Raw genomic sequence first — 19159 nt, 5'->3', positions numbered from 1 at the left:
CACGATGAGCAATAAATTGAAGATCAGTCTGGCCTGCGGCGCATACGATCGGACCGCGGCGTTGTTCGATGGCCGCGCGCCCATCGAAGGCTGCGATGTCGCGGCGGTGCCGATCGAGCCGGAAGAAGCCTTCCACCGCGCCTTCCGTTACCAGGAGTTCGACGTCACCGAAATCTCCATGAGCAGCCATATGATGACCACGGCGCGCGGCGACAACGCCTATATCGCGGTGCCGGCCTTCATCTCGCGTGTCTTTCGACAGTCCGGCATCTACGTCCGCACGGACCGTGGCATCAAGACGCCGCAGGACCTGCGCGGCAAAACCATCGGCGTGCCGGAATACCAGATCACCGCCAATGTGTGGATACGCGGCATCCTGGAAGACGAGTATGGCGTCAAGCCGTCCGACATCAAATGGCGGCGCGGCGGCATCGAGGAGCCGGGCCGCGGGGAGCGCGCGCCCATCGACTTGGGCAAGGACATCGACCTGCAGCAGATCCCGGACGACAAGACCTTGTCCGGCATGCTGGAGGCCGGCGAAATCGACGGCTACATCGGCGCGCGGGCGCCGTCCTGCTTCCTGCGCGGCGCGGCCAACGTCGGCCGCCTGTTCGGCGACTACATCGAGGCCGAGAAAGACTACTACCGGCGCACCGGCATCTTCCCCATCATGCACATGGTGGGCATCCGCAGATCGCTGGTCGAAGAAAACCCCTGGCTGCCCGTCAGCGTGTACAAGGCTTTCCTGAAGGCCAAGGCGCTGGCGGTCAAGGAACTGAACGAGATCTGCCATCTGGCGGTGACCTTGCCGTGGATGGTGCATCACTACAACGAGGCGCGTTCCATCATGGGCGAGGACTTCTGGCCCTACGGTCTGGAGGCCAATCGCCACACGATCGAGACCTTCGCGCGCTACCACTACGAACAGGGCCTTTCCAAGCGCAAGGTCGCGCCGGAAGAACTGTTCGCCGCATCCGCGCTGGACCTGTCCAAGATCTGACGCGCGCCGATGAAAGCCCCGGCCCTGCGTTACCTGGCGCCCCGTTCGGTGGACGAGGCCCTGGCCCTGCTGTGCGAGACGGAGAACGGGCGCATCCTGGCGGGCGGCCAATCGCTGGTCGCCATGCTGAATATGCGTTTCGCCTTTCCGGACTGCCTGATCGACATCAACCGCATCCCCGGGCTGGCGTATATCCGCGCCAGCGGGGATGGCGGAACGGTCGAGTTCGGCGCGATGACCCGCCAGCGGGATGTGGAGTTTTCACCGCTGGTGGCCGAGCGCCTGCCCTTGTGGCGCGAGGCCGTGCTGCACGTGGGACACCGGCAGACGCGCAACCGGGGCACCGTCGGGGGAAGTCTCTGCCAGTTGGACCCTTCGGCGGAGATACCGACCGTGGCCATGGCCATGGACGCGCGCGTCGAGGTGCGCAGCCGGCGCGGCGCGCGCGAAATCGCCATGGCGGACTTTCCGGCGGCCTATATGACGCCCGCCATGGAGCCCGACGAAATGGTGACGGCCGTGCGCGTACCCGCCTGGCCCGGGCGCCATGGATACGCTTTCGTCGAATTCGCGCGGCGCCACGGCGATTTCGCCATTGTGTCGTGCGCGGCCTTGATACTGCTCGACAGGCACGGCCTGGTCGAGCGCGTGTCGCTGACGCTGGGCGGCGTGGCGATGGCGCCCTTGCGCATGCGCGAAGCGGAAACGGCGCTGCTGGGCCGCGCGCCGGACGATGAAGCGCTGGCGCTCGCCGCCGCGGCGTGCGGGCAGGTCGACGCCGTGGCCGACAGCTATGTGCCGGCCTGGTATCGCCGCAGGCTGGCCGCGGTGCTGTCGCGGCGGGCGCTGGAGCAGGCCGTGGCGCGGGCCGGCGCGTACGAGGAGACCCCATCATCATGAACCAGGACGATGCCGCCCGTGGCGCCCGCGAGGCGCTGCCGATCCGGCTGACGGTCAACGGCCAGCCGCGCCAGGGCGCGGCGGAGCCCCGGGTCCATCTCGCCGACTTCCTGCGCGGCGAGCTGAAGCTCACCGGCACGCACGTCGGCTGCGAGCACGGGGTGTGCGGCGCCTGTACCGTGCTGGTCGACGGCCATACCGCCCGCGCCTGCCTGATGCTGGCGGTGCAGGCCGAAGGCTGCCGCGTCGAGACCATCGAAGGGCTGGCGGGCGACGGCGTGCCGCATGTGCTGCAGGCCGCCTTCCACGATCTGCACGCGCTGCAGTGCGGCTATTGCACGCCCGGCATCCTGATGTCGCTGGCCGAACTGCTGCGCGACAACCCGGACCCTGACGAAGCCACCGTGCGCGATGTGCTGTCGGGTCATTTGTGCCGTTGCACCGGCTACCAGAACATTGTGGCCGCCGCGCTCGAAGCGACGCGGCGGCTGCGCGAAGAGCGGCTACATGGACACATCGCTTGAACCCGCTTATCCCGAGCTGGCGCCGGACGCGGCGCCCCTGGCGAATCCCGGCGTCGGACTATCCGCCCGCCGCATCGAAGACCAGGCCCTGCTGACCGGCACCGCGCGCTTCCTGGACGATCTGCAGGTCGACCCGCTGCTGCACGCCTGCTTCGTGCGCAGTCCGCATGCGCATGCGCGCATCCGCGCCATCGACGCCGCGGCGGCGCGCGCCATGCCGGGCGTGGTGGCGGTGTACGCGGCGCGGGACCTGTACGGCGAAATCACCGAATGGCGCATGCCGCTGGGCTTTCCGCTTGCCAACCTGCCCGCCGATACGACGCCTTTCGTGCTGGCGACACGCGAAGTCGCCTTCGTGGGCGAGGCCATCGCCATCGTGGTGGCGTCGTCACGCCATGCGGCGGAAGACGCCGCCGCGGCGGTGGCGGTGGACTATGAAGTGCTGCCCGCCGTGGCGGATTGCCGTGCGGCCCTGGAACCCACGGCCCCGCCCGTGCGCCTGGGACTGGCTTCCAACGCGTTGCAGGAATACACGCTGTCGTACGGCGATTGCGATGCCGTTTTCGCCAACGCGCACATGGTGCTCCAGGAAGAATTCCACGTACACCGCGGCTGCGGCCACCCCATGGAAGGGCGCGGCGTGCTGGCGCGGCCCGACCCGGCATCCGGCGAGCTGACGGTGTGGTCGTCCACCCAGATGGCGCACGAACTGCACTACACGATCGCGCTGATGCTCGGCCATCCGGAAGAGCTGCTGCGCGTCGTAACCCCTGATGTCGGGGGCGGCTTCGGGGTCAAGTTCATGATCTACCCGGAAGAAGTCGCCGTGCCGGCGGCCGCGCGCAAGCTGGGCCGCGCGGTCAAGTGGGTGGAGGACAGGCGTGAGCACTTCGTCAGCGCGATCCAGGAGCGCGACCAGTACTGGTCGATGGCGGTGGCCGTGGACGAACGGGGATGCCTGCTGGGCCTGCGCGGACGCATGGTGCACGATCATGGCGCGTACACGCCGCAGGGGACCAACGTGCCGTACAACTCGGCCTCCTCGATGACCGGGCCGTATATCGTGCCCGCCTATCGGCTGGATGTCGCCGTTGCCTATACCAACAAAGTGCCGGTAGCCACCGTGCGCGGCGCCGGCTATCCGCAGGCCGCCTTCGTCATGGAGCGGCTGCTGGACCGCGTGAGCACCGCGCTGGGCATCGACAGGGCGGAATGCCGCCGCCGCAACCTGATCCCCGCCGCGAAGATTCCCTACACCAAGCCGCTGAAGTCGCGCGCCGGCGTACCCCTGACCATAGACAGCGGCGATTTTCCGGCGCTGCAGGCGCGCGCGCTGCAGGCCATCGACTATGACGGCTTCGACGCCCGCAGGCAGGACTCGCGCGCGCGGGGCCTGTATCGCGGGATCGCGGTCGCCAACAGCGTCAAGCCGACCGGGCGCGGTCCTTTCGAATCGGCGCGCGTCAGGGTGCAGCCTTCCGGGCAGATCTCCGTGTACACCGGTGCGCTGGCCATGGGGCAAGGGATCAAGACCACGCTGGCGCAGATCTGCGCCGGCCATCTCGGCGTCGCGCCGGAGGCGGTGCAGGTCATTGCCGGCGATACCGCCTTCATAGGCTATGGGATGGGCGGCTTCGCCAGCCGCCAGGCGATTATGGCGGGCTCCGCGGTGGACCAGGCGTCCAGCCGGCTGCGCCGCCGGATCCTGGACGCGGCGGCCGTCATGCTCGATACCCTGCCGGATGAATTGACCTTGGCCCACGGCGAAGTGGTGTCCCGATCGGGCGCGGGGCCGTCCATCGCCCTGGCCAGGCTGGCGATGCTGCTCAAAGGCGTGCCGGGCTATGCGTTGCCCGTACCGGGCGACCCGGGACTGGACGAGACCGTCCACTTCCATTGCGATGCGCAGGCATACGCAGGCGCGTCGCACGCCTGCGAGGTCGAAGTCGATGCGCTGACCGGCGCCGCGTCCATCGTGCGCTACGTCGCCGTGCACGACAGCGGACGCATCATCAATCCGGTCCTCGCCGCCGGCCAGGTGCATGGCGGGGTGGTGCATGGCATCGGCAATGCCTTGTTCGAATGGATGGGATACGACGATGGCGCGCAGCCGCTGAGCACCACTTTCGCGGAATACCTGCTGCCGACGGCGCCCGAAGTGCCGGACGTGGAAGTGATATTCCAGCCCTCCATCACGCCGCTCAATCCGCTGGGCGTAAAGGGCGTGGGCGAGTGCGCCACCATCCCCGTCGCCGCCGCCGTTATCGGCGCGATTGAACACGCGCTGGCCGATCACGGGGTGCGGTTATCCGAATTCCCGCTGACGCCGATGCGCCTGCTGGAGCGCCTGGACGCGGCCGCCGGCCCGGACAACATCGCGCCGGATAGCGGCCGCGCCTAGGTGCAGCTTTCATACCATTTCAGGAACAGCCATGGAGTTCACCAATACCTTCCACGTGCCGCTGCCGCTGGAGGATGCCTGGCGGTTGATGCTGGACGTGCCGCGCATCCTGCCCTGCCTGCCGGGCGCGCGGCTGACCGAAGTCGAGGGCGGCAATCGGTACAAAGGCTCGGTGTCGGTCAAGCTGGGCCCCATCCGGCTTTCCTTCGACGGACAGGCCGAGCTGGTGCGCCAGGACGATGAAAAACACATCGCCTGGCTGGAAGGGTCGGGCGTCGATCCCAAGGGCCGCGGCTCGGCCCGTTCCGAATTCAGTTTCGCGCTGGCGCCGGCGGCCGGCGGCACCCAGGTCACCGTGACTACCCAGCTGGCGCTGTCCGGCTCGGTCGCCCAGTACGGGCGCGGCAGCGGCATGATCGCCGAGGTCGCGTCGCAGATCCTGGCCCAGTTCGAACGGAACCTGGCGCAGTCACTGGCCGCGCCGGGCGCCGGCACAGGCTTAGAGATGGGCGAAGCGCCGGCCGCGGGCCTGGGCACGGATACCGGTCCGACCGCGGACGCGCGCGGCGGGGCATTGCCAGGCATGGCCCCGGGCCAGGCTCCCGCGGCGCCGGCTCCATTCGACACCGGAACGGTAAACGCCCAGACGGTGCTGCTGCAGGCCCAGGCGGTACTGAGCCAGGCCCAGGCCGTCCTGGCATTGGCCCAGTCGCGCATGGTGCAGGCACGGCACGGCAAGGCGGCAAGCGCGCCGCCCGCCGGAGAACTCAACATGCTGAGTATCGGGCTCAAAGCGATGTGGGCGCGCATCCGCTACGGCGTAGCCGGTCTCCTGGGGCGCCGGTCATAGCACGCCCCTGCCTTCCGGCCGGGTCGGCTGGATCTGGCTCATCTTCGGAACCCGCGCGGCCGCGCGCGTGCCGGTACGGGATGCGATGCGCGTATAGCGACGATGAGGCAGGCGCCCCGCGCGCGTTCAGGCGCCCTGCCGGTACCGCTCTACCATGGCCGCGATCCTCGATGCGCCCCGGACGGCACGCTCATGGTTTTGCGAGAAGTTCAGGCGTATGCGCGCGCCCGCATGCGGACTGAACTCCGTGCCCGGGGTGACCGTCACGCCCGCTTGCGCGCGCAGCAGGCGGACGAAGCCGGCATGGGGCACCGTCAGCAGCGGCAGCTCGGGAAACAGGTAGCTGCCCGCATCGGGCGTGCGCACCCGCACTCCATCCACGCCCCGGAATACGCCGAGCAGATCGTCGCGTATGGCCTGGTGGGCCGCGATGCGATCGGCCAGCCAGTTCTCCGGTTCGGCAAACCACGTACGGAGTACCGCCTGGCAATAGCCCGGCGCGCGCAAGGACACGATCGCCTGCAGTTTCTCCATGCGCGCGACGATGGCGGGCGCTCCGAAGCCCAAGCCCAGCCGGAAGCCGCTCAGCGATTCGGTCTTGGACGGCCCCATGATGGTCAGCACGCGGGACGGATCGATATCCTGGGCCCGCAGATGCGTGTACCGGGTGCCCGCGTAGCGCAGCCGCGCATAGAGCTGGTCGACGATGACCGTCACGCCGTAGGTCTCCGCCAGGCGCGCGATGGCCGCGATTTCTTCGGGCGAGTAGACCGCGCCCACGGGATTGTTGGGATTGGAGAACAGAAAGGTCCTGGCCCCGGCGCGGAAGGCATCTTCCAATTGCCCGAGATCGATGCCGGCCCCTGGCCCTTCCGTCATCTCGCCCAGGCGCACCGGGACCGCCCGCGCGCCGGCGAACTCCACCAGCTTGCGATTGGCGAAGTAATCCGGCTGCACGATGGCGACCTGGTCGCCGGCCGTGACCGTGGACAGCACGGCCAGGAACAGCGCGCTCTGCGTGCCAGGCGTCAGGATCATCGCATCGCCCGCGGACACGGCCGCGCCCGTAAAACGGGCCAGGCGTTCGGCCACCAGCTCGCGTATCGCCCCGTCGCCGCGGTATTCCGTGTAGGCCTGGGCGCCTCCCCGCTCATAGCCATCGACGAACAGCCCGAGCGCGCCCGGCGTGGGCGGGAAGGCATCGGCGCCTACGTCGCCGTGCGAAAAATCCACGGCCGGACCTTCCAGCGCTTCGCCTATCGCCAGGCCGGCCAATGCATCGTCGTGTTGGCGTACTTCCTGGCCGGGCGCGCTATCCACGCCCAGGCCCTGGAACTTCTCTTCGATGCGCGTCATGGTTGCCTGCATGCTTACTCCCTCGGAACTGCTGGATTGGATGAAACGGCCCTGTGCCATCGCGCGCGGTCCCGCACGCGCTACGCAGCCTGCAAGGCGTCGACGAAGGCCGGCCTGTCGATATTGCCGCCGGACACGATGGCGACCACCGTGCGGCCTGCGAAGCGGCGGGGATCCTGGAGCAGGCCGGCGACCGCCATCGCGCCGCCCGGCTCCGCGACGATGCGCAGCTCGTCGAACAGCAGGCCCATGGCCTGCCGTACGCACTCGTCCGGTGCCGTGAGCACGCCGGCCAGCTTTTGCCGGTTGATGGAAAACGGCAGCTCGGCCGGCGTGGGCGCGAGCAGCGCATCGCAGATGGAGCCCGTCAGCGCCGGATTGATCATCCGCTGTCCCGCCGCCAGCGACCGCCGCGTGTCGTCGAAAGCCTCGGGCTCCGCCGCCCACACGGCGGTCGGCGTGCCGTGCGCGTCCACCGCCAGGCAGGTCCCCGCGGCCAGGCCGCCGCCGCCGCATGGCACGGCCAGCACGTCGGCCGTCACACCGCCGGGCAGATCCTGCAAGGCTTCCAGCGCGGCCGTGCCCTGGCCGGCGATCACGTCGGGATGATCGCCCGGCGGCACGATCAGGGCGCCGCGCTCGCGCGAAATGCGCGCGGCGATGTCCTCGCGGCGCTGCGTCGCGCGGTCGTACGTCACGACTTCGGCGCCCTGGCGTTCCGCCTTGGCGATCTTGACGCGCGGCGCGTCGGCCGGCATCACGATGGTGGCCTTCAAGCCCAGCATGCGGGCGACGGTGGCGATTGCCTGCCCGTGGTTGCCGGTGGAGTACGCGACAACGCCGCCGGGATGCTCGGCCGGCGTCAGCCGCGACAGGCAGTTGTAGGCGCCGCGAAACTTGAAGGCGCCGGAATGCTGCAGGTTCTCCGCCTTCACGTACAGCCGCAGGCCCAGGCGCCGGTCCAGTGCATCCGCGCGCAACAGGGGCGTACGCACGGCGATGCCGGCCAGGCGCTGTTGCGCGTCCCGCACATCGGCCATCGAGGGTGTTCGCAGGTCCATGGTTCTTGCCTTTCAGTGCGAGAGCAGGCGCGACAGGAAGTCGCGCGCACGGTTGGAACGCGGAGCGTCGAAGAATTCAGCGGTGGAGGTGTCCTCCACGACACGCCCATCGTCCATGAAGACCATGTGCGTGGCGGCGCGGCGCGCGAAGCCCATTTCGTGCGTCACGACCACCATCGTCATGCCGTCCTGGGCCAGCTCCTGCATCACGCCCAGGACCTCGCCTATCATTTCGGGGTCGAGCGCGGACGTCGGTTCATCGAACAGCATCAGGACCGGATCCATGGCCAGGGCGCGGGCGATGGCCACCCGTTGCTGCTGGCCGCCGGACAGCTGCGCGGGATAGGCATCCGCCTTGCCCGGCAGGCCGACCCGGCGCAGCAATGTGCGCGCGCGTTCCTCCGCGTCCTCGCGGCGCCGTCCCAGCACGCGCACGGGCGCCAGGCAAAGGTTCTGCATCACGGTCAGGTGGGGATATAGCTCGAAATGCTGGAACACCATGCCGACCCGGGCGCGCAGCGCAACCGTATCGGCCCGGTTGCCCGCCAGCTCCACGCCGTCGACCACCAGGCTGCCCTGCTGGAAGGCTTCCAGGCCGTTCATGCATTTGATCAAAGTGCTCTTGCCCGATCCCGACGGGCCGCAGACCACGGCCACCTCGCCGCGGCGGATGGTCATGTCGCACCCCTTGAGGATCGCCGTGGCGCCATAGGCCTTGTGCAGGCCGCGCACTTCCACCATCGGCCCCTGGCCGGCGCCCGCGCGATCGATCATGGCCGCCGCACACGTGCCGTCGGCGAGTTCGATGTCCAGGGTGCTCATGCTCGTCTCCATTGCTTCTCCAGATAGTGCGCGGCGGCGGACGTGGACACGCAGATCGCGAAATAGACGGCCGCCGCGAACACGTAGACCTCGACCAGGCGATTGGCGCGGTTGGCCACGATGCCGGAGGACGTCATGAAGTCCCGCAGGGAGATGACGTACACCAGCGAGGTGTCCTGGAACAGGATGACCGCCTGCGTGATCAGCAGCGGCAACATGTGGCGCAGCGCCTGTGGGAGCACGACGAAGCGCAAGGTTTCGGCCGGACGCAGGCCGGACGCCGCGGCGGCTTGCCATTGGCCGCGCGGCACCGCCTGCAGGCCCGCGCGGATGATTTCCGAGTAATACGCGGCTTCGAACAGCGTGAACGCGATCAGCGCCGATGGCAGGGCCCCTACCGATTGCCCCAGCGCCATCGGCACCAGGAAGTAGAACCAGAAGATCACCAGCACCAGGGGCACGGCACGGAAACCGTTGACATAGGCCGCCGCCGCGCCTGCCAGCCAAGGCCGGCCGGACAGCCGGGCGAGCGCCAGCGCCAGGCCCAGCACGATCCCGCCCAGCATGGCGACCAGTGTCAGCAGCAGGCTCAAGCGCAGGCCTTCGAGCAGGAATGGCCATGCTCCCGCGATCACTGAAAAATCCAGATGTCCCGTCATGGTTCAGACGCTCCGAGTGCCGGGGATGGCAAGCCTGCGCTCCAGCGCGCGCATGCAGAAGGTGACCGTCAGCGCGATGGCCAAATAGACAGCCGTCGCGGCGGTGAACGCTTCGAATCCGTTGAAGGTGTAGTTCTCGATCTGCCGGCTCTGCGCCGTCATCTCGAAGACGCCGATAGTGAGTGCCAGCGCGGAGTTCTTGAAGACCGTCAGGAACTCCGACGTCAACGGCGGCAGCACCAGGCGCAGGGCCTGGGGCAGCAGCACGAACCGGTAGGCCTGCCGCAGGCGCATGCCCGATGCGAGCGCCGCCGCCAGCTGCCCCGCCGCGACCGCCCGGATACCGGCCCGTATCTGTACCGCCACCCGGGCGGCGGTGAACAGGCCGATGCCGACCACGGCGGTCCACCATTCGGGATGCGGCAGCCCGCGCTTGAGCCAGTTTCCCGCGGCCGGCGGCAGCAGTTCCGGCACCACGAAGAACCACAGAAAGAGTTGCAGCAGCAGCGGCACGTTGCGGAACACCGCCACGTAGGCCGGCGTCAGCAGGCGGATGCGGCCCGGCAGGGAGCCGGTCACGCCCAGCAGGCTTCCCGCCAGCAAAGCGATGATCCAGGCGGCCAGCGAGATCCAGACCGTCGTCCAGAGTCCCTCCAGCAGCCAGCCGAGGTACGGCTGCTGCACCAGCACGGACCAATTCCAGGCGTAGTTCATGGCGGGTACGGGATCCGTGTCAGTCCGGCAGCGCCGCCAGCTTGAAGGCGGCCGCCAGATCGGGCGAGAGGGGAACCTGCAGGGGACCAAACCACTGGTCATACGATTTGCGCAGTTCTCCCGAGCGCACCCCGCGGGCGATCGTCGCATTGACCAGGCTGAGGAACACCGTGCTGTTCTTCTGCATCATCAAGCCGTACGGGTCGAACGACAGCGCGCGTCCCACCACTTCGTAGTCGTCCGGGTCGGGCGCCGTCTTGCGCAAGCCGAACAGCAGAATATCGTCGGTGGAGAACGCATCCGCGCGCCCGGTGGACAAGGCCAGGAAGCCTTCGGCGTTATCGCGCACGGGCACCACCCGGACATTGAGCTTGCCCGCTTCGATGATGCCCTTGATCAGGCGCTCCGGCGTGGTGTTGATGGGCAACGCCACCACCTTGCCCTGCAGGTCTTCCACTTCCTTGATGCCGCTGCCGCGCTTGACCAGCAGCCGCGTCGTGGAGATGAAGTGGGGCGCGCTGAAGTCCACCTGCGCCTGCCTGCCCAAGGTGTTCACGGTGGACCCGCATTCCAGGTCCACCGTGCCATTGGCCACCAGCGCGATGCGGTTCTGCGGATTCACGGCGAGGTACTCGGTCTTCAGCCCGGGCATCTGCAAGCGTTGCCGCACCGCCTCCACCACCTTCATGCACAGGTCGATCGCGTAGCCCATGGGCTTGCGGTCTTCTCCAAGATAAGAAAACGGGATGGAGGCCTCCCGGTATCCCAGGGTCATCGTGCCCTTGGACTTGATCCGGTCGAGAACCGCATCGGTGCTCTGGGCGCGCGCCACATTGCCGGCGGCGGCCAGCAGCAGAACGGTGGCGCCGGCGGCCAGCGTGCGCATCAGGGATGGGGCGAGTTTCATTACGGCAGCTCCTGTATCGGAAGATGGCCTACGCGGTGGTCAGGGCAGCGACGAGCTCGGCCAGACTGGAAACGGTGAGATCCGGGCGGGCCTCGGCGGCGCCTTCGCCGGACAAGCCCAGCAGCCGTCCGGGGCGGTTGACCCAGGCGCAGCGCAAGCCGAGCTTGTTGGCGGGCGTAATGTCGGCGCGCAGGCTCTGGCCCACATGCAGGATCCGCTCGCGCGGAATGCCCAGGCGGCCCAGATCGCCGATACCGATATCGAAGTGCGGCCAGTCCGGCTTGTAGGCGCCCACGCGCTGGGCCGTGACCACCAGGTCGAAGCGGAAATCGAGCCGCTGGCACGAAGTGTTCAACGAAGCCTGGTCGATGTTGCTGAACGCGCCTATCCGCGCGGATCGCTGCAGGCGCATCAGGCCGTCATGGCTATCGGCATAGGCGGGCCAGGTGTGCGGGCTGGCGGCGAACTGCCGCCGCCGGTCCGGGTTGGCCGCTACGGCGTACTCCGCGCAGATGCGGTCGAAGCAGCGGCTGAGCACCTCCGGGTACAGGTGCGCCGGCCGCTCCTTCTGTATTTCGGCGCGTGCGCGGTCGAACGCCATGACGAGCGCCTCATCGTCGGCGTCGATGTCGTTTTCTTCCGCCCAGCCGCGCAGGAAGGCGGTAATGGACGGCTCCCAGTCGATCAGGGTGCCGTATACGTCAAAGGTGATGGCGTCGAAGTCGGAAAGTCTCAGGGTCATGGCCAGTTCCAGGGGGTCTGATTGCGTCACAGACCTAACTATAATCGTTTATCGATAATCGTCAATAGGGAGTTTTTGCTACACTGCCCCGCATTGGGACGGTTCCATGAACACGACAGACATCACCTTGCGCGACGCCGTGGTGGCGCGCAGCACCTCCGCCGTATTGCTCGACGCCTTGCGCGAGGAAATCCTGCATGGCAGGCTGCAGCCCGGCGAACGCCTCATGCAGGACGCCGTGGCCACACGCTTCGGCGTCAGCCAGACGGTCGCGCGCGAGGCTTTCCGGGATCTGGTGCAGGAAGGCTTCCTGGTGGCCGAGCCGCGTCGCGGTGTGCGCGTGGCCACCCTGAGCGCGGAAGAGGCGGACGAGATCACTCAGTTGCGCGGGCACCTGGAAGCGCAGGCGCTGGCATGGGCCATCCCGCGCATGACGCCTGAAGTCACCGACGCGGCGGAAAAGATCTTGAAGGAGCTGGACGATGTCCGCAGCGTCGACCAGACCATTCTGCTCAACGCGCGGTTTCACCGCACCCTTTACGCGCCCGCGGCACGCCCGCGCACCTTGGCCATGGTGGAAACGCTGCGACTGAGCTTCGAACGCTACCTGCGCTTCACCTGGGAAGCCACCGACCACCTGGGCAGGTCCCAGGAAGAACACTGGCAATTGCTGGAGCTATGCCGCAAGGGCGCGGTGGAACCGGCCTGTGCGCTGCTGCGCGAACATATCCTGGCCACCGGCGCCAAGCTGATCGAAAGCCTGCGGCCCGACACGGCCTAGCCGGGGCAACCGATGCGGGCACTTGCGCCCGGCTTATCTGTTGCGCCTCAAGCGTCCCGCTTGGCCGCAAGCATCAGGCGATCCAGCGCATTGCCGAAGGCGCGGCGATCGGCCTGGCTGAACGCCGCCGGTCCGCCAATGTCCACGCCCGCATTGCGAAGGTCTTCCATCATGTCCCGCATGGACAAGCGCTCGCGTATGGTATCGACCGTAAAGCGTTCGCCGCGCGGGCTGAGCACCGAAGCCTGTTTTTCCAATACCTGGGCGGCCAGCGGAATATCGCCGGTAATGACCAGGTCTCCGGCGCCCAAGTGCCGCACGATGTAGTCATCCGCCACGTCGAAGCCGCGCGGCACCTGCACCGCCCGGATCAAGGGCGACGGCGGCGTGCGCAGCATCTGATTGGCCACCAGCGTCAGTGAGCGCTGCCACCGCTGCGCCGCGCGGTACAGGATTTCCTTGATGACGGCGGGGCAGGCATCGGCATCGACCCAGATGTGCATGGCGTCAGCCCTTCGCCGCATCGGGAAGCGAACCGCGTCGCGCACGGCGCTCCGGCGCCGGCGCGGCGCCGGCATAGCGTCCGGGCAGCGCGGCAGCCTTGAGCTTGCCCATACGCTCCAGGGCCCCGCTTCTCTCGAGATCGTTTTTTTTCGCCATCCGGGCATTCTAGGCGAGTCGGCGACCCACGGCACAGAGCGCGCCGGACGCGCCAGCGGCCGGTTATCCCCGCACCGCGCCCGCGGTCAGCCCCGCCACGAAGTGCTTCTGCATGAAGAAGAACAAGGCGACAGGCGGCAGCGCGGCAAACAGCGCGCCGGCCGATATCAGATTCCAGGCTGTTAGCCATTCCCCTTTCAGTCCCGCCAAGCCCAGCGTCAACGGCTTGGCCGCATCGCTCTGCACCAGCACCAGCGCCCAGAAATAGTCGTTCCAGACAAAGGTAAACACCAGGACGGCGACGCCCGCCAACGCCGGCCGCACCAGTGGGATAACGATCGTCCGCAAGATCTGGAATTCGCTGACCCCTTCGATGCGTGCCGCCTCGAACAACTCCTCGGGCAGCGCGGCGATGAAGTTGCGCAGGAACAGGGTGGCGAAACCGGTCTGGAAGGCGGTATGGAAAAGAATCAATGCCCAGATGCTGTCGTACAGCCCCAGATGCACGACCAGGTTACGCACTGGAATCATCAGGATCTGGTACGGAACGAAATTTCCGGCGATAAACATGGCGAACAGCCAGGTTCTACCGCGAAAGCGGTACTTGCCCAGGGCCACCCCCGCCAGCGTCGACAAGACCAGCACCAGGAAGACCGTGATACCGGTCACGAGCAGGCTGTTCACGAAGAACGTGCCCATCGGTGAGGACTCGAATACCTCATGGTAATTCGACACCAGCGAGAACTGGCTGGGCCAGCCCCAGTAGTTACCCGATAGCAGGTCGCCCTGCGAGCGCAGCGCCGTCATCATTACGGCAACCAAAGGCAGGATCCAAACCAGCAGCGCAATGTATAGCGCAACGCGATAGGCCAAGCGCTGGCCGCGCGAGCGGTCGGCAATGGGCGACGGATACATCAGCGCTGCTCCCGGGCTTCGTTGCGCAAGGTGTACCGGAGGAACAAGGCGATGTAGATGCTCATGATCAGGAACAGTACGGTAGCGATGGCCGCGCCGTAGCCCGCGCGGAAACTGAAGATCGTCGTGTCGTACATCTGATAGGCCAGCACCGTGGACGAGCCGTACGGGCCGCCCTGCGTCATTACCGCGATCATGTCGAAATTGCGCAGCGACATGATGACCGTAATGATGACCGCGACGAACGTCACTGAATGCAGTTGCGGCAGCACGATGTGGCGAAACAGGCGCCATCCGGACGCGCCATCCATCTTCGCCGCGGCAATCAGCTCGTGGTCGATCTGTGAAAGACCGGCCAGGAACAACACCAGGCAAAACGCGATCTGCGACCAAAGCGCCGCGACAATGATGCCCAGCGTCACGAAATGCTCGTCGGAAAGGATCGCGAGCGGCTGCAGGCCCAGCGCCTTGAACGCCAACGCCAGCAAACCGAAAGTGGGATCGTAGAACCAGGTAAACACCACGCCGATGATCACGTGCGCCAGCACTAGCGGAATGAAGAACATGGACTTCACGAACCGCATCTCGGGGAGTTTCTGGTTCAGGAACAGCGCCAGCGCCAGGCCGAAGACCGGCGCGAGCAGGAACAAGACCAGCCAGATGACATTGTTCTTCAGCGACACCCAGAACTGCGGATCGCCGAACAACTCAACGTAGTTTCCCAGGCCCACCCACGTCTTGGGTCCCGTACCGTCCCAGTCGAACAGGCTCAGCCAGATGCTTTGCACAATGGACGACACGATGACCAGCAGGAACAGGCCCGCGGGCAGCGCCAGCAGCAGTAGCGGCGTTATCCAGGCCTGGTTACGGCCCCAGAACTCTTTCATTGCTATCCCTGTGGCAACCCGCGTGACGGCGGGTTGCGCTGCATGCCTTACAAAACGGCTATTACTTGAAGATGCGTTCGCGAGCCTTTTCCAGGCGGTCCAGAATCGCATTCTCGCGGTCCGGGTTCGCCAGGAATTCCTGGAACCCGCGCATACCGATCTGCGCCATCTCCGGATCCGTGTCGCGATCATAGAATTGCGATGAACCCTTGGCCTGTTTTACCAGCTCGATCTGCGACTGGGCGAATGGATCGTCCGTAATCGTCACATCGGTGCGCGCCGGGATGACCGCGCCGGCCCTGGCGAACGCGAGCATGTTGTCGGGTTTGGCCAGGAAGGCCAGGAAGCGCTGCGCCAATTCCTTGTTCTTCGCGCCTTCGGGAATGCCGACTCCATTGACGGACAGCTCCTCGAAATTCGGCACCGACGGGTCCACGACGGGGAACTTGAAGAAACCGATATTCCCATGCACGTCCTTGGGCAGCGAGGTCAGCACATAAGGACCCAGCAGATACATGCCCGCCTTGCCCTGCGCAAGAAAGGGAATGGCTTCCTGCCATCCATACGAACTGGCGTTCTCCTGGAAGTAGCCCTTCTTGACCGCGTCGCCCCACATCGTAAAGACCTTCTTCACCCGAGGGTCCGTGTACTTCTCCTTGCCGTCCATCAGGCGCATGTGGAAATCCAGGCCGTTCACGCGCAGGTCCAGGTAGTCGAACCACAAGTCGTTGGCCCAGAGATCACGGGTGCCGATGGTGAACGGGGTAACGCCGGCCGCCTTCAACTTCGCGGCGGCCGCCATCAGTTCGTCCCACGTCTTGGGAGGCGTAATGCCGGCGCTTTCGAACACCTTCTTGTTGTAGAAGAAACCCCAGGTCGTGAGGTTGGTCGGCATCATATACAGCTTGCCGTTATCGCTGACCGCCGGCAGGAACGGCTTCATCGGCTCGTTCAGCTTATTCTCGGCGAAGAAGCCGGTAAGGTCCGCGAACAGATTGCGCTTGGTAAAGGCGCGCATGCGTGCTCCCGTGAACCAGAAAGCGAGGTCAGGCGGGCTGGTTACCAGGAAATTGCGGATCGACGTCTTGTAGGACTCGACATCGCTGTAGTTGACGTTGACCTTGACGCCGGGATTGGCTGCCTCGAAATCCGCGACGATTTTGTTGAAAGCGGCCTTCTGGCCGGTACCGCTGCGGTCCGTGTTAATGGTGAGCGTCTGCTGCGCATGCGCCTGCACGCCGCAGACCATCGCTGACGTGGCCAGCGCCGTCCCTATCAACCACGCACGGATGGAAATACCATGCTTGAACATTGTTGTCTCCTCGCTGGGAAGTTATTGGTCTGTGCCGGCTCGCGCGCCAGCCCGTCCTGCATGAGCGAAGAATAAACTTACTTATCGAAAAGTCAATACAGAAACTTACTTACTACTAAGTATTTTTCTTGGGCGGGAACATTAGCCGGCCGCCGGCAGCCGGCGTCCGCTCTTTTCGTCGAATAGATGGATCCTGCTCACGTCGGGCAGGATGCGTAGTTGGCTGCCCGGCTCGGGCAGCAGGCGATCCCGAAACAGGCAGACGATTTCCTGCTTGCCGCAGTGCGTCATGATCTGGGTTTCCAGGCCGGTGGGTTCGACAACCACGACCTCGACCGGTACGCCCTGGTCGGCGACGGTGAAATGTTCGGGCCGCACCCCATACACGGCCCGTCTTCCTTCCTCCAGCCGGCGGTCGCCCAATGGCAGCGCCAGGCCGCAGTCGGCTACGAACACGCCACCGCGCGCCACACCCGGCAGGAAGTTCATGGCTGGCGAACCGATAAAGCCGGCCACGAACATATTGGCCGGCTCGTCGTACAGATGCAGCGGCGCGCCCGTCTGTTCGATCAGGCCATCCTTCATGACGACGATCTTGCTGGCCATGGTCATCGCCTCGATCTGGTCGTGAGTGACGTAGACGGTGGTGGTCTTCAGCCGCTGGTGCAGCTCCTTGATCTCCGCCCGCATCGCCACCCGCAGCTTCGCATCCAGGTTCGACAGCGGCTCGTCGAACAGGAACACCCGGGGATTGCGCACCAGGGCGCGCCCCATCGCCACGCGCTGCCGTTGGCCTCCTGACAATTGCCTGGGATAGCGGTCCAGCAGTTTCTCCAGGCCCAATATCCGTGCCGCGCGCTGCACGGCCTCGTCCGTCTGTGCCTTGGGAGCGCGCCGCATCTTCAGCGAGAATCCCATATTCTCCGCGACGGTCATGTGGGGATAGAGCGCGTAATTCTGGAAGACCATGGCGATGTCGCGATCCTGCGGCGGCAGGTCGTTGACCGCCTTGCCATCGATGCGGATGTCGCCGCCGGTGGCCTTCTCCAGGCCCGCCAGCGTACGCAATAGCGTCGACTTCCCGCAACCCGAAGGACCGACGAGGATGACGAACTCACCATCCTCGATGTCGATGGACACCCCGCGAAGGATGTGCGCCTCGCCGAAACTCTTGCGTACATCGACGATATTTACCGATGCCATTGCCTACCTCCGTTCCACCGTTTCTTGTACTTGCCCGGTCCGCTGCACGGACCAGTATACTTACTTATCGATAAATATGTATTATAAGACCGAGACGAGGAGAAACCGCAATGCCCAATGATGAACTTATTCCTTCCCAGCCGCCCGGAAGAACGCTCGACGCCGGCGAATACGGCTACGACACGCTGGAACCGGGCGACCAGTACCGTACTGCCGGCATCACCGTAACGGAGGCGCACGTCGTTGGGTTCGCCGGCATTTCGGGCGACCTGTTCGATGTGCACATGGATGATGAGTTCGCGCGCGAAGCAGGATTCAGCGGACGTATCGCCCATGGATTGCTGGGCCTGGCCTTGGCGGATGGACTGAAAACGCGCAGCAAGGTGCGCCTGAAGGGCATCGCCACGCTGAACTGGAACTGGTCGTTCCGCGCCCCCCTGCTTATCGGCGACAGGATACATGCACAGCTGTCCGTCAAGGCCAAGCGCGCCACCCGCAAACCCGGCCGAGGCATCGTGACGCTGGAGATGAAAGTACTCAACCAACGAGGCGAAATTGTGCAGGAGGGGGAAACGCAACTGATGATGGAATCCGCTTGAGTTGCTGTAGCATATCGGCTCATCACAACCACGTTTTTCCGCCAGAGGCCGACAGTGCCGAGAAAAAAGACCGCGAGCGGACCGGCAGCCGGGCAGCCGCTGATGCGCGATCGCATCAAGGAAGTCGCCACCGCCCTGCTCATTACGAACGGCTATAACGGGACGAGCTTTCGCGACATCGCGACCAAGCTCGATATCACCACGACGAACATTCACTATCACTTCGGCAACAAGCAGAGCCTGGTGGATGAACTCGTCAAAGAGTACGTTGATTCCGCCATTGAGCGCCATCGCGAAATCTGGCTGGACGAGAACCTGTCGCTGCCGGAGAAACTGCGGCGCGTAGTGGAATACAACCATTCCCGCTACAAGCGGTTCAATCGCACCGGCCATGGCGGCAAATCGTGGAGCCTGATCGGCCGCCTGCGCCTGGAAAGCGAAGTGCTCAGCGACGCTGGCCGCGCCGACCTGGAACGCTTCACCGACTCTATACACGAGGCTATCCAGTCCGCCGTCCGGCAGGCATCGGACAGCGGGGAACTCCGGGCCGATACGCCACGCGACGACCTGGCATTCCTGCTGATCAATATTGTCAACAGTTCCTCGGTCTTTACGCAGGGCACCGGCGGCTTCGACCGCCTGGAATTATTCTTCGACGCATTTTCCCGCGTCATGTTGTCCGCCTATGCGGGCAAGCATCCCGCCGCCAAAAAGAAGGCCCCCACGAAGGCCGCGCGCGGCTGACCCCCACGAAGCCCTTCGGGCTGCCCGGCATGTCCGGGCTCATGCGCATGACCCTGGGCATTCCGCGCCCGGACTGCCCTCTCCCCTCACGACCCGTCCTGGCGCCGTCCCACGCCCGCGGC

Annotated in this window: 21 protein-coding genes; 8 read left to right on the top strand and 13 right to left on the bottom strand. The window is 65.9% G+C overall.

The window, feature by feature from the left end:
* Positions 1–4: 4 nt before the first annotated feature.
* The 5 genes from ACNA0R_RS18350 to ACNA0R_RS18330 are packed head-to-tail and all read left to right on the top strand — an operon-like array spanning position 5 to position 5675.
* Positions 5–1000: an ABC transporter substrate-binding protein gene (locus ACNA0R_RS18350; protein ID WP_415827478.1), complete on the top strand. Its 996-nt coding sequence runs from the start codon at positions 5–7 to the stop codon at positions 998–1000.
* 9 nt (positions 1001–1009) lie between these two features.
* Positions 1010–1900, top strand: a complete 891-nt coding sequence (locus tag ACNA0R_RS18345; protein ID WP_415827477.1) for an FAD binding domain-containing protein — start codon at positions 1010–1012, stop codon at positions 1898–1900.
* The gene (locus tag ACNA0R_RS18340) at positions 1897–2424 is read left to right on the top strand and encodes a (2Fe-2S)-binding protein (protein ID WP_415827476.1); all 528 of its coding nucleotides are present in this window, start codon (positions 1897–1899) and stop codon (positions 2422–2424) included. The genes ACNA0R_RS18345 and ACNA0R_RS18340 overlap by 4 nt, the downstream gene beginning before the upstream one ends.
* Positions 2408–4825 carry a xanthine dehydrogenase family protein molybdopterin-binding subunit gene (locus ACNA0R_RS18335; RefSeq protein WP_415827475.1) on the top strand — a complete coding sequence of 806 codons (2418 nt, stop codon included), beginning with the start codon at positions 2408–2410 and terminating at the stop codon, positions 4823–4825. Before ACNA0R_RS18340 ends, ACNA0R_RS18335 begins: the two co-directional genes overlap by 17 nt.
* 31 nt (positions 4826–4856) lie before the next feature.
* A complete protein-coding gene (locus ACNA0R_RS18330) occupies positions 4857–5675 on the top strand; it encodes an SRPBCC family protein (protein ID WP_415827474.1) in 819 nt (272 codons plus the stop codon).
* Positions 5676–5801: 126 nt separating this feature from the next.
* On the opposite strand, the gene ACNA0R_RS18325 is transcribed toward ACNA0R_RS18330, so the two are convergent.
* The 7 genes from ACNA0R_RS18325 to ACNA0R_RS18295 form a co-directional block, all read right to left on the bottom strand.
* Entirely contained in the window at positions 5802–7043 is a 1242-nt protein-coding gene (locus tag ACNA0R_RS18325; RefSeq protein ID WP_415827473.1) for a pyridoxal phosphate-dependent aminotransferase, read from the bottom strand.
* Positions 7044–7111: 68 nt separating this feature from the next.
* Positions 7112–8092, bottom strand: a complete 981-nt coding sequence (locus ACNA0R_RS18320; RefSeq protein ID WP_415827472.1) for a threonine ammonia-lyase — start codon at positions 8090–8092, stop codon at positions 7112–7114.
* A 12-nt stretch (positions 8093–8104) separates the two neighbouring features.
* Positions 8105–8833 (bottom strand): amino acid ABC transporter ATP-binding protein, encoded by a 729-nt coding sequence (locus ACNA0R_RS18315; protein WP_415827570.1) that lies wholly within the window; start codon positions 8831–8833, stop codon positions 8105–8107.
* A 77-nt stretch (positions 8834–8910) separates the two neighbouring features.
* Positions 8911–9573 (bottom strand): amino acid ABC transporter permease, encoded by a 663-nt coding sequence (locus ACNA0R_RS18310; RefSeq protein WP_415827471.1) that lies wholly within the window; start codon positions 9571–9573, stop codon positions 8911–8913.
* A 3-nt stretch (positions 9574–9576) separates the two neighbouring features.
* Positions 9577–10287: an amino acid ABC transporter permease gene (locus tag ACNA0R_RS18305; RefSeq protein WP_415827470.1), complete on the bottom strand. Its 711-nt coding sequence runs from the start codon at positions 10285–10287 to the stop codon at positions 9577–9579.
* Positions 10288–10306: 19 nt separating this feature from the next.
* Complete coding sequence (locus ACNA0R_RS18300) at positions 10307–11194, bottom strand: amino acid ABC transporter substrate-binding protein (RefSeq protein ID WP_415827469.1); 888 nt, start codon at positions 11192–11194, stop codon at positions 10307–10309.
* A 28-nt stretch (positions 11195–11222) separates the two neighbouring features.
* A complete protein-coding gene (locus tag ACNA0R_RS18295) occupies positions 11223–11936 on the bottom strand; it encodes an HAD-IA family hydrolase (protein ID WP_415827468.1) in 714 nt (237 codons plus the stop codon).
* A 106-nt stretch (positions 11937–12042) separates the two neighbouring features.
* Between ACNA0R_RS18295 and ACNA0R_RS18290 the strand changes: the two genes are divergently transcribed.
* Complete coding sequence (locus ACNA0R_RS18290) at positions 12043–12717, top strand: GntR family transcriptional regulator (RefSeq protein WP_415827467.1); 675 nt, start codon at positions 12043–12045, stop codon at positions 12715–12717.
* A 47-nt stretch (positions 12718–12764) separates the two neighbouring features.
* Here ACNA0R_RS18290 and ACNA0R_RS18285 read toward each other — a convergent pair whose 3' ends face one another.
* The 6 genes from ACNA0R_RS18285 to ACNA0R_RS18260 form a co-directional block, all read right to left on the bottom strand.
* The gene (locus ACNA0R_RS18285) at positions 12765–13220 is read right to left on the bottom strand and encodes a YaiI/YqxD family protein (RefSeq protein WP_415827466.1); all 456 of its coding nucleotides are present in this window, start codon (positions 13218–13220) and stop codon (positions 12765–12767) included.
* Between the two features lie 4 nt (positions 13221–13224).
* Positions 13225–13377, bottom strand: a complete 153-nt coding sequence (locus tag ACNA0R_RS18280; protein ID WP_415827465.1) for a hypothetical protein — start codon at positions 13375–13377, stop codon at positions 13225–13227.
* A 63-nt stretch (positions 13378–13440) separates the two neighbouring features.
* Complete coding sequence (locus ACNA0R_RS18275) at positions 13441–14292, bottom strand: carbohydrate ABC transporter permease (protein WP_415827464.1); 852 nt, start codon at positions 14290–14292, stop codon at positions 13441–13443.
* Positions 14292–15179 carry a carbohydrate ABC transporter permease gene (locus ACNA0R_RS18270; protein WP_415827463.1) on the bottom strand — a complete coding sequence of 296 codons (888 nt, stop codon included), beginning with the start codon at positions 15177–15179 and terminating at the stop codon, positions 14292–14294. Before ACNA0R_RS18270 ends, ACNA0R_RS18275 begins: the two co-directional genes overlap by 1 nt.
* Before the next feature lie 61 nt (positions 15180–15240).
* A complete protein-coding gene (locus ACNA0R_RS18265; protein ID WP_415827462.1) occupies positions 15241–16491 on the bottom strand; it encodes an ABC transporter substrate-binding protein in 1251 nt (416 codons plus the stop codon).
* Between the two features lie 141 nt (positions 16492–16632).
* Positions 16633–17694 carry an ABC transporter ATP-binding protein gene (locus ACNA0R_RS18260; protein ID WP_415827461.1) on the bottom strand — a complete coding sequence of 354 codons (1062 nt, stop codon included), beginning with the start codon at positions 17692–17694 and terminating at the stop codon, positions 16633–16635.
* Positions 17695–17804: 110 nt separating this feature from the next.
* Here ACNA0R_RS18260 and ACNA0R_RS18255 point away from each other — a divergent pair, with 110 nt between their 5' ends.
* Both ACNA0R_RS18255 and ACNA0R_RS18250 read left to right on the top strand, forming a co-directional pair.
* A complete protein-coding gene (locus ACNA0R_RS18255; protein ID WP_415827460.1) occupies positions 17805–18293 on the top strand; it encodes a MaoC family dehydratase in 489 nt (162 codons plus the stop codon).
* A 102-nt stretch (positions 18294–18395) separates the two neighbouring features.
* Positions 18396–19037, top strand: coding sequence for a TetR/AcrR family transcriptional regulator (locus ACNA0R_RS18250; protein WP_415827459.1), 642 nt, complete (start codon positions 18396–18398; stop codon positions 19035–19037).
* Positions 19038–19159 lie beyond the last annotated feature (122 nt).

It is taken from the genome of Bordetella sputigena (assembly GCF_965137885.1).
Classification (GTDB): domain Bacteria; phylum Pseudomonadota; class Gammaproteobacteria; order Burkholderiales; family Burkholderiaceae_B; genus Bordetella_C; species Bordetella_C sputigena.
The sequence above is the reverse complement of the archived record's forward strand: the minus strand, read 5'-3'. Positions and strand labels throughout refer to the sequence as shown.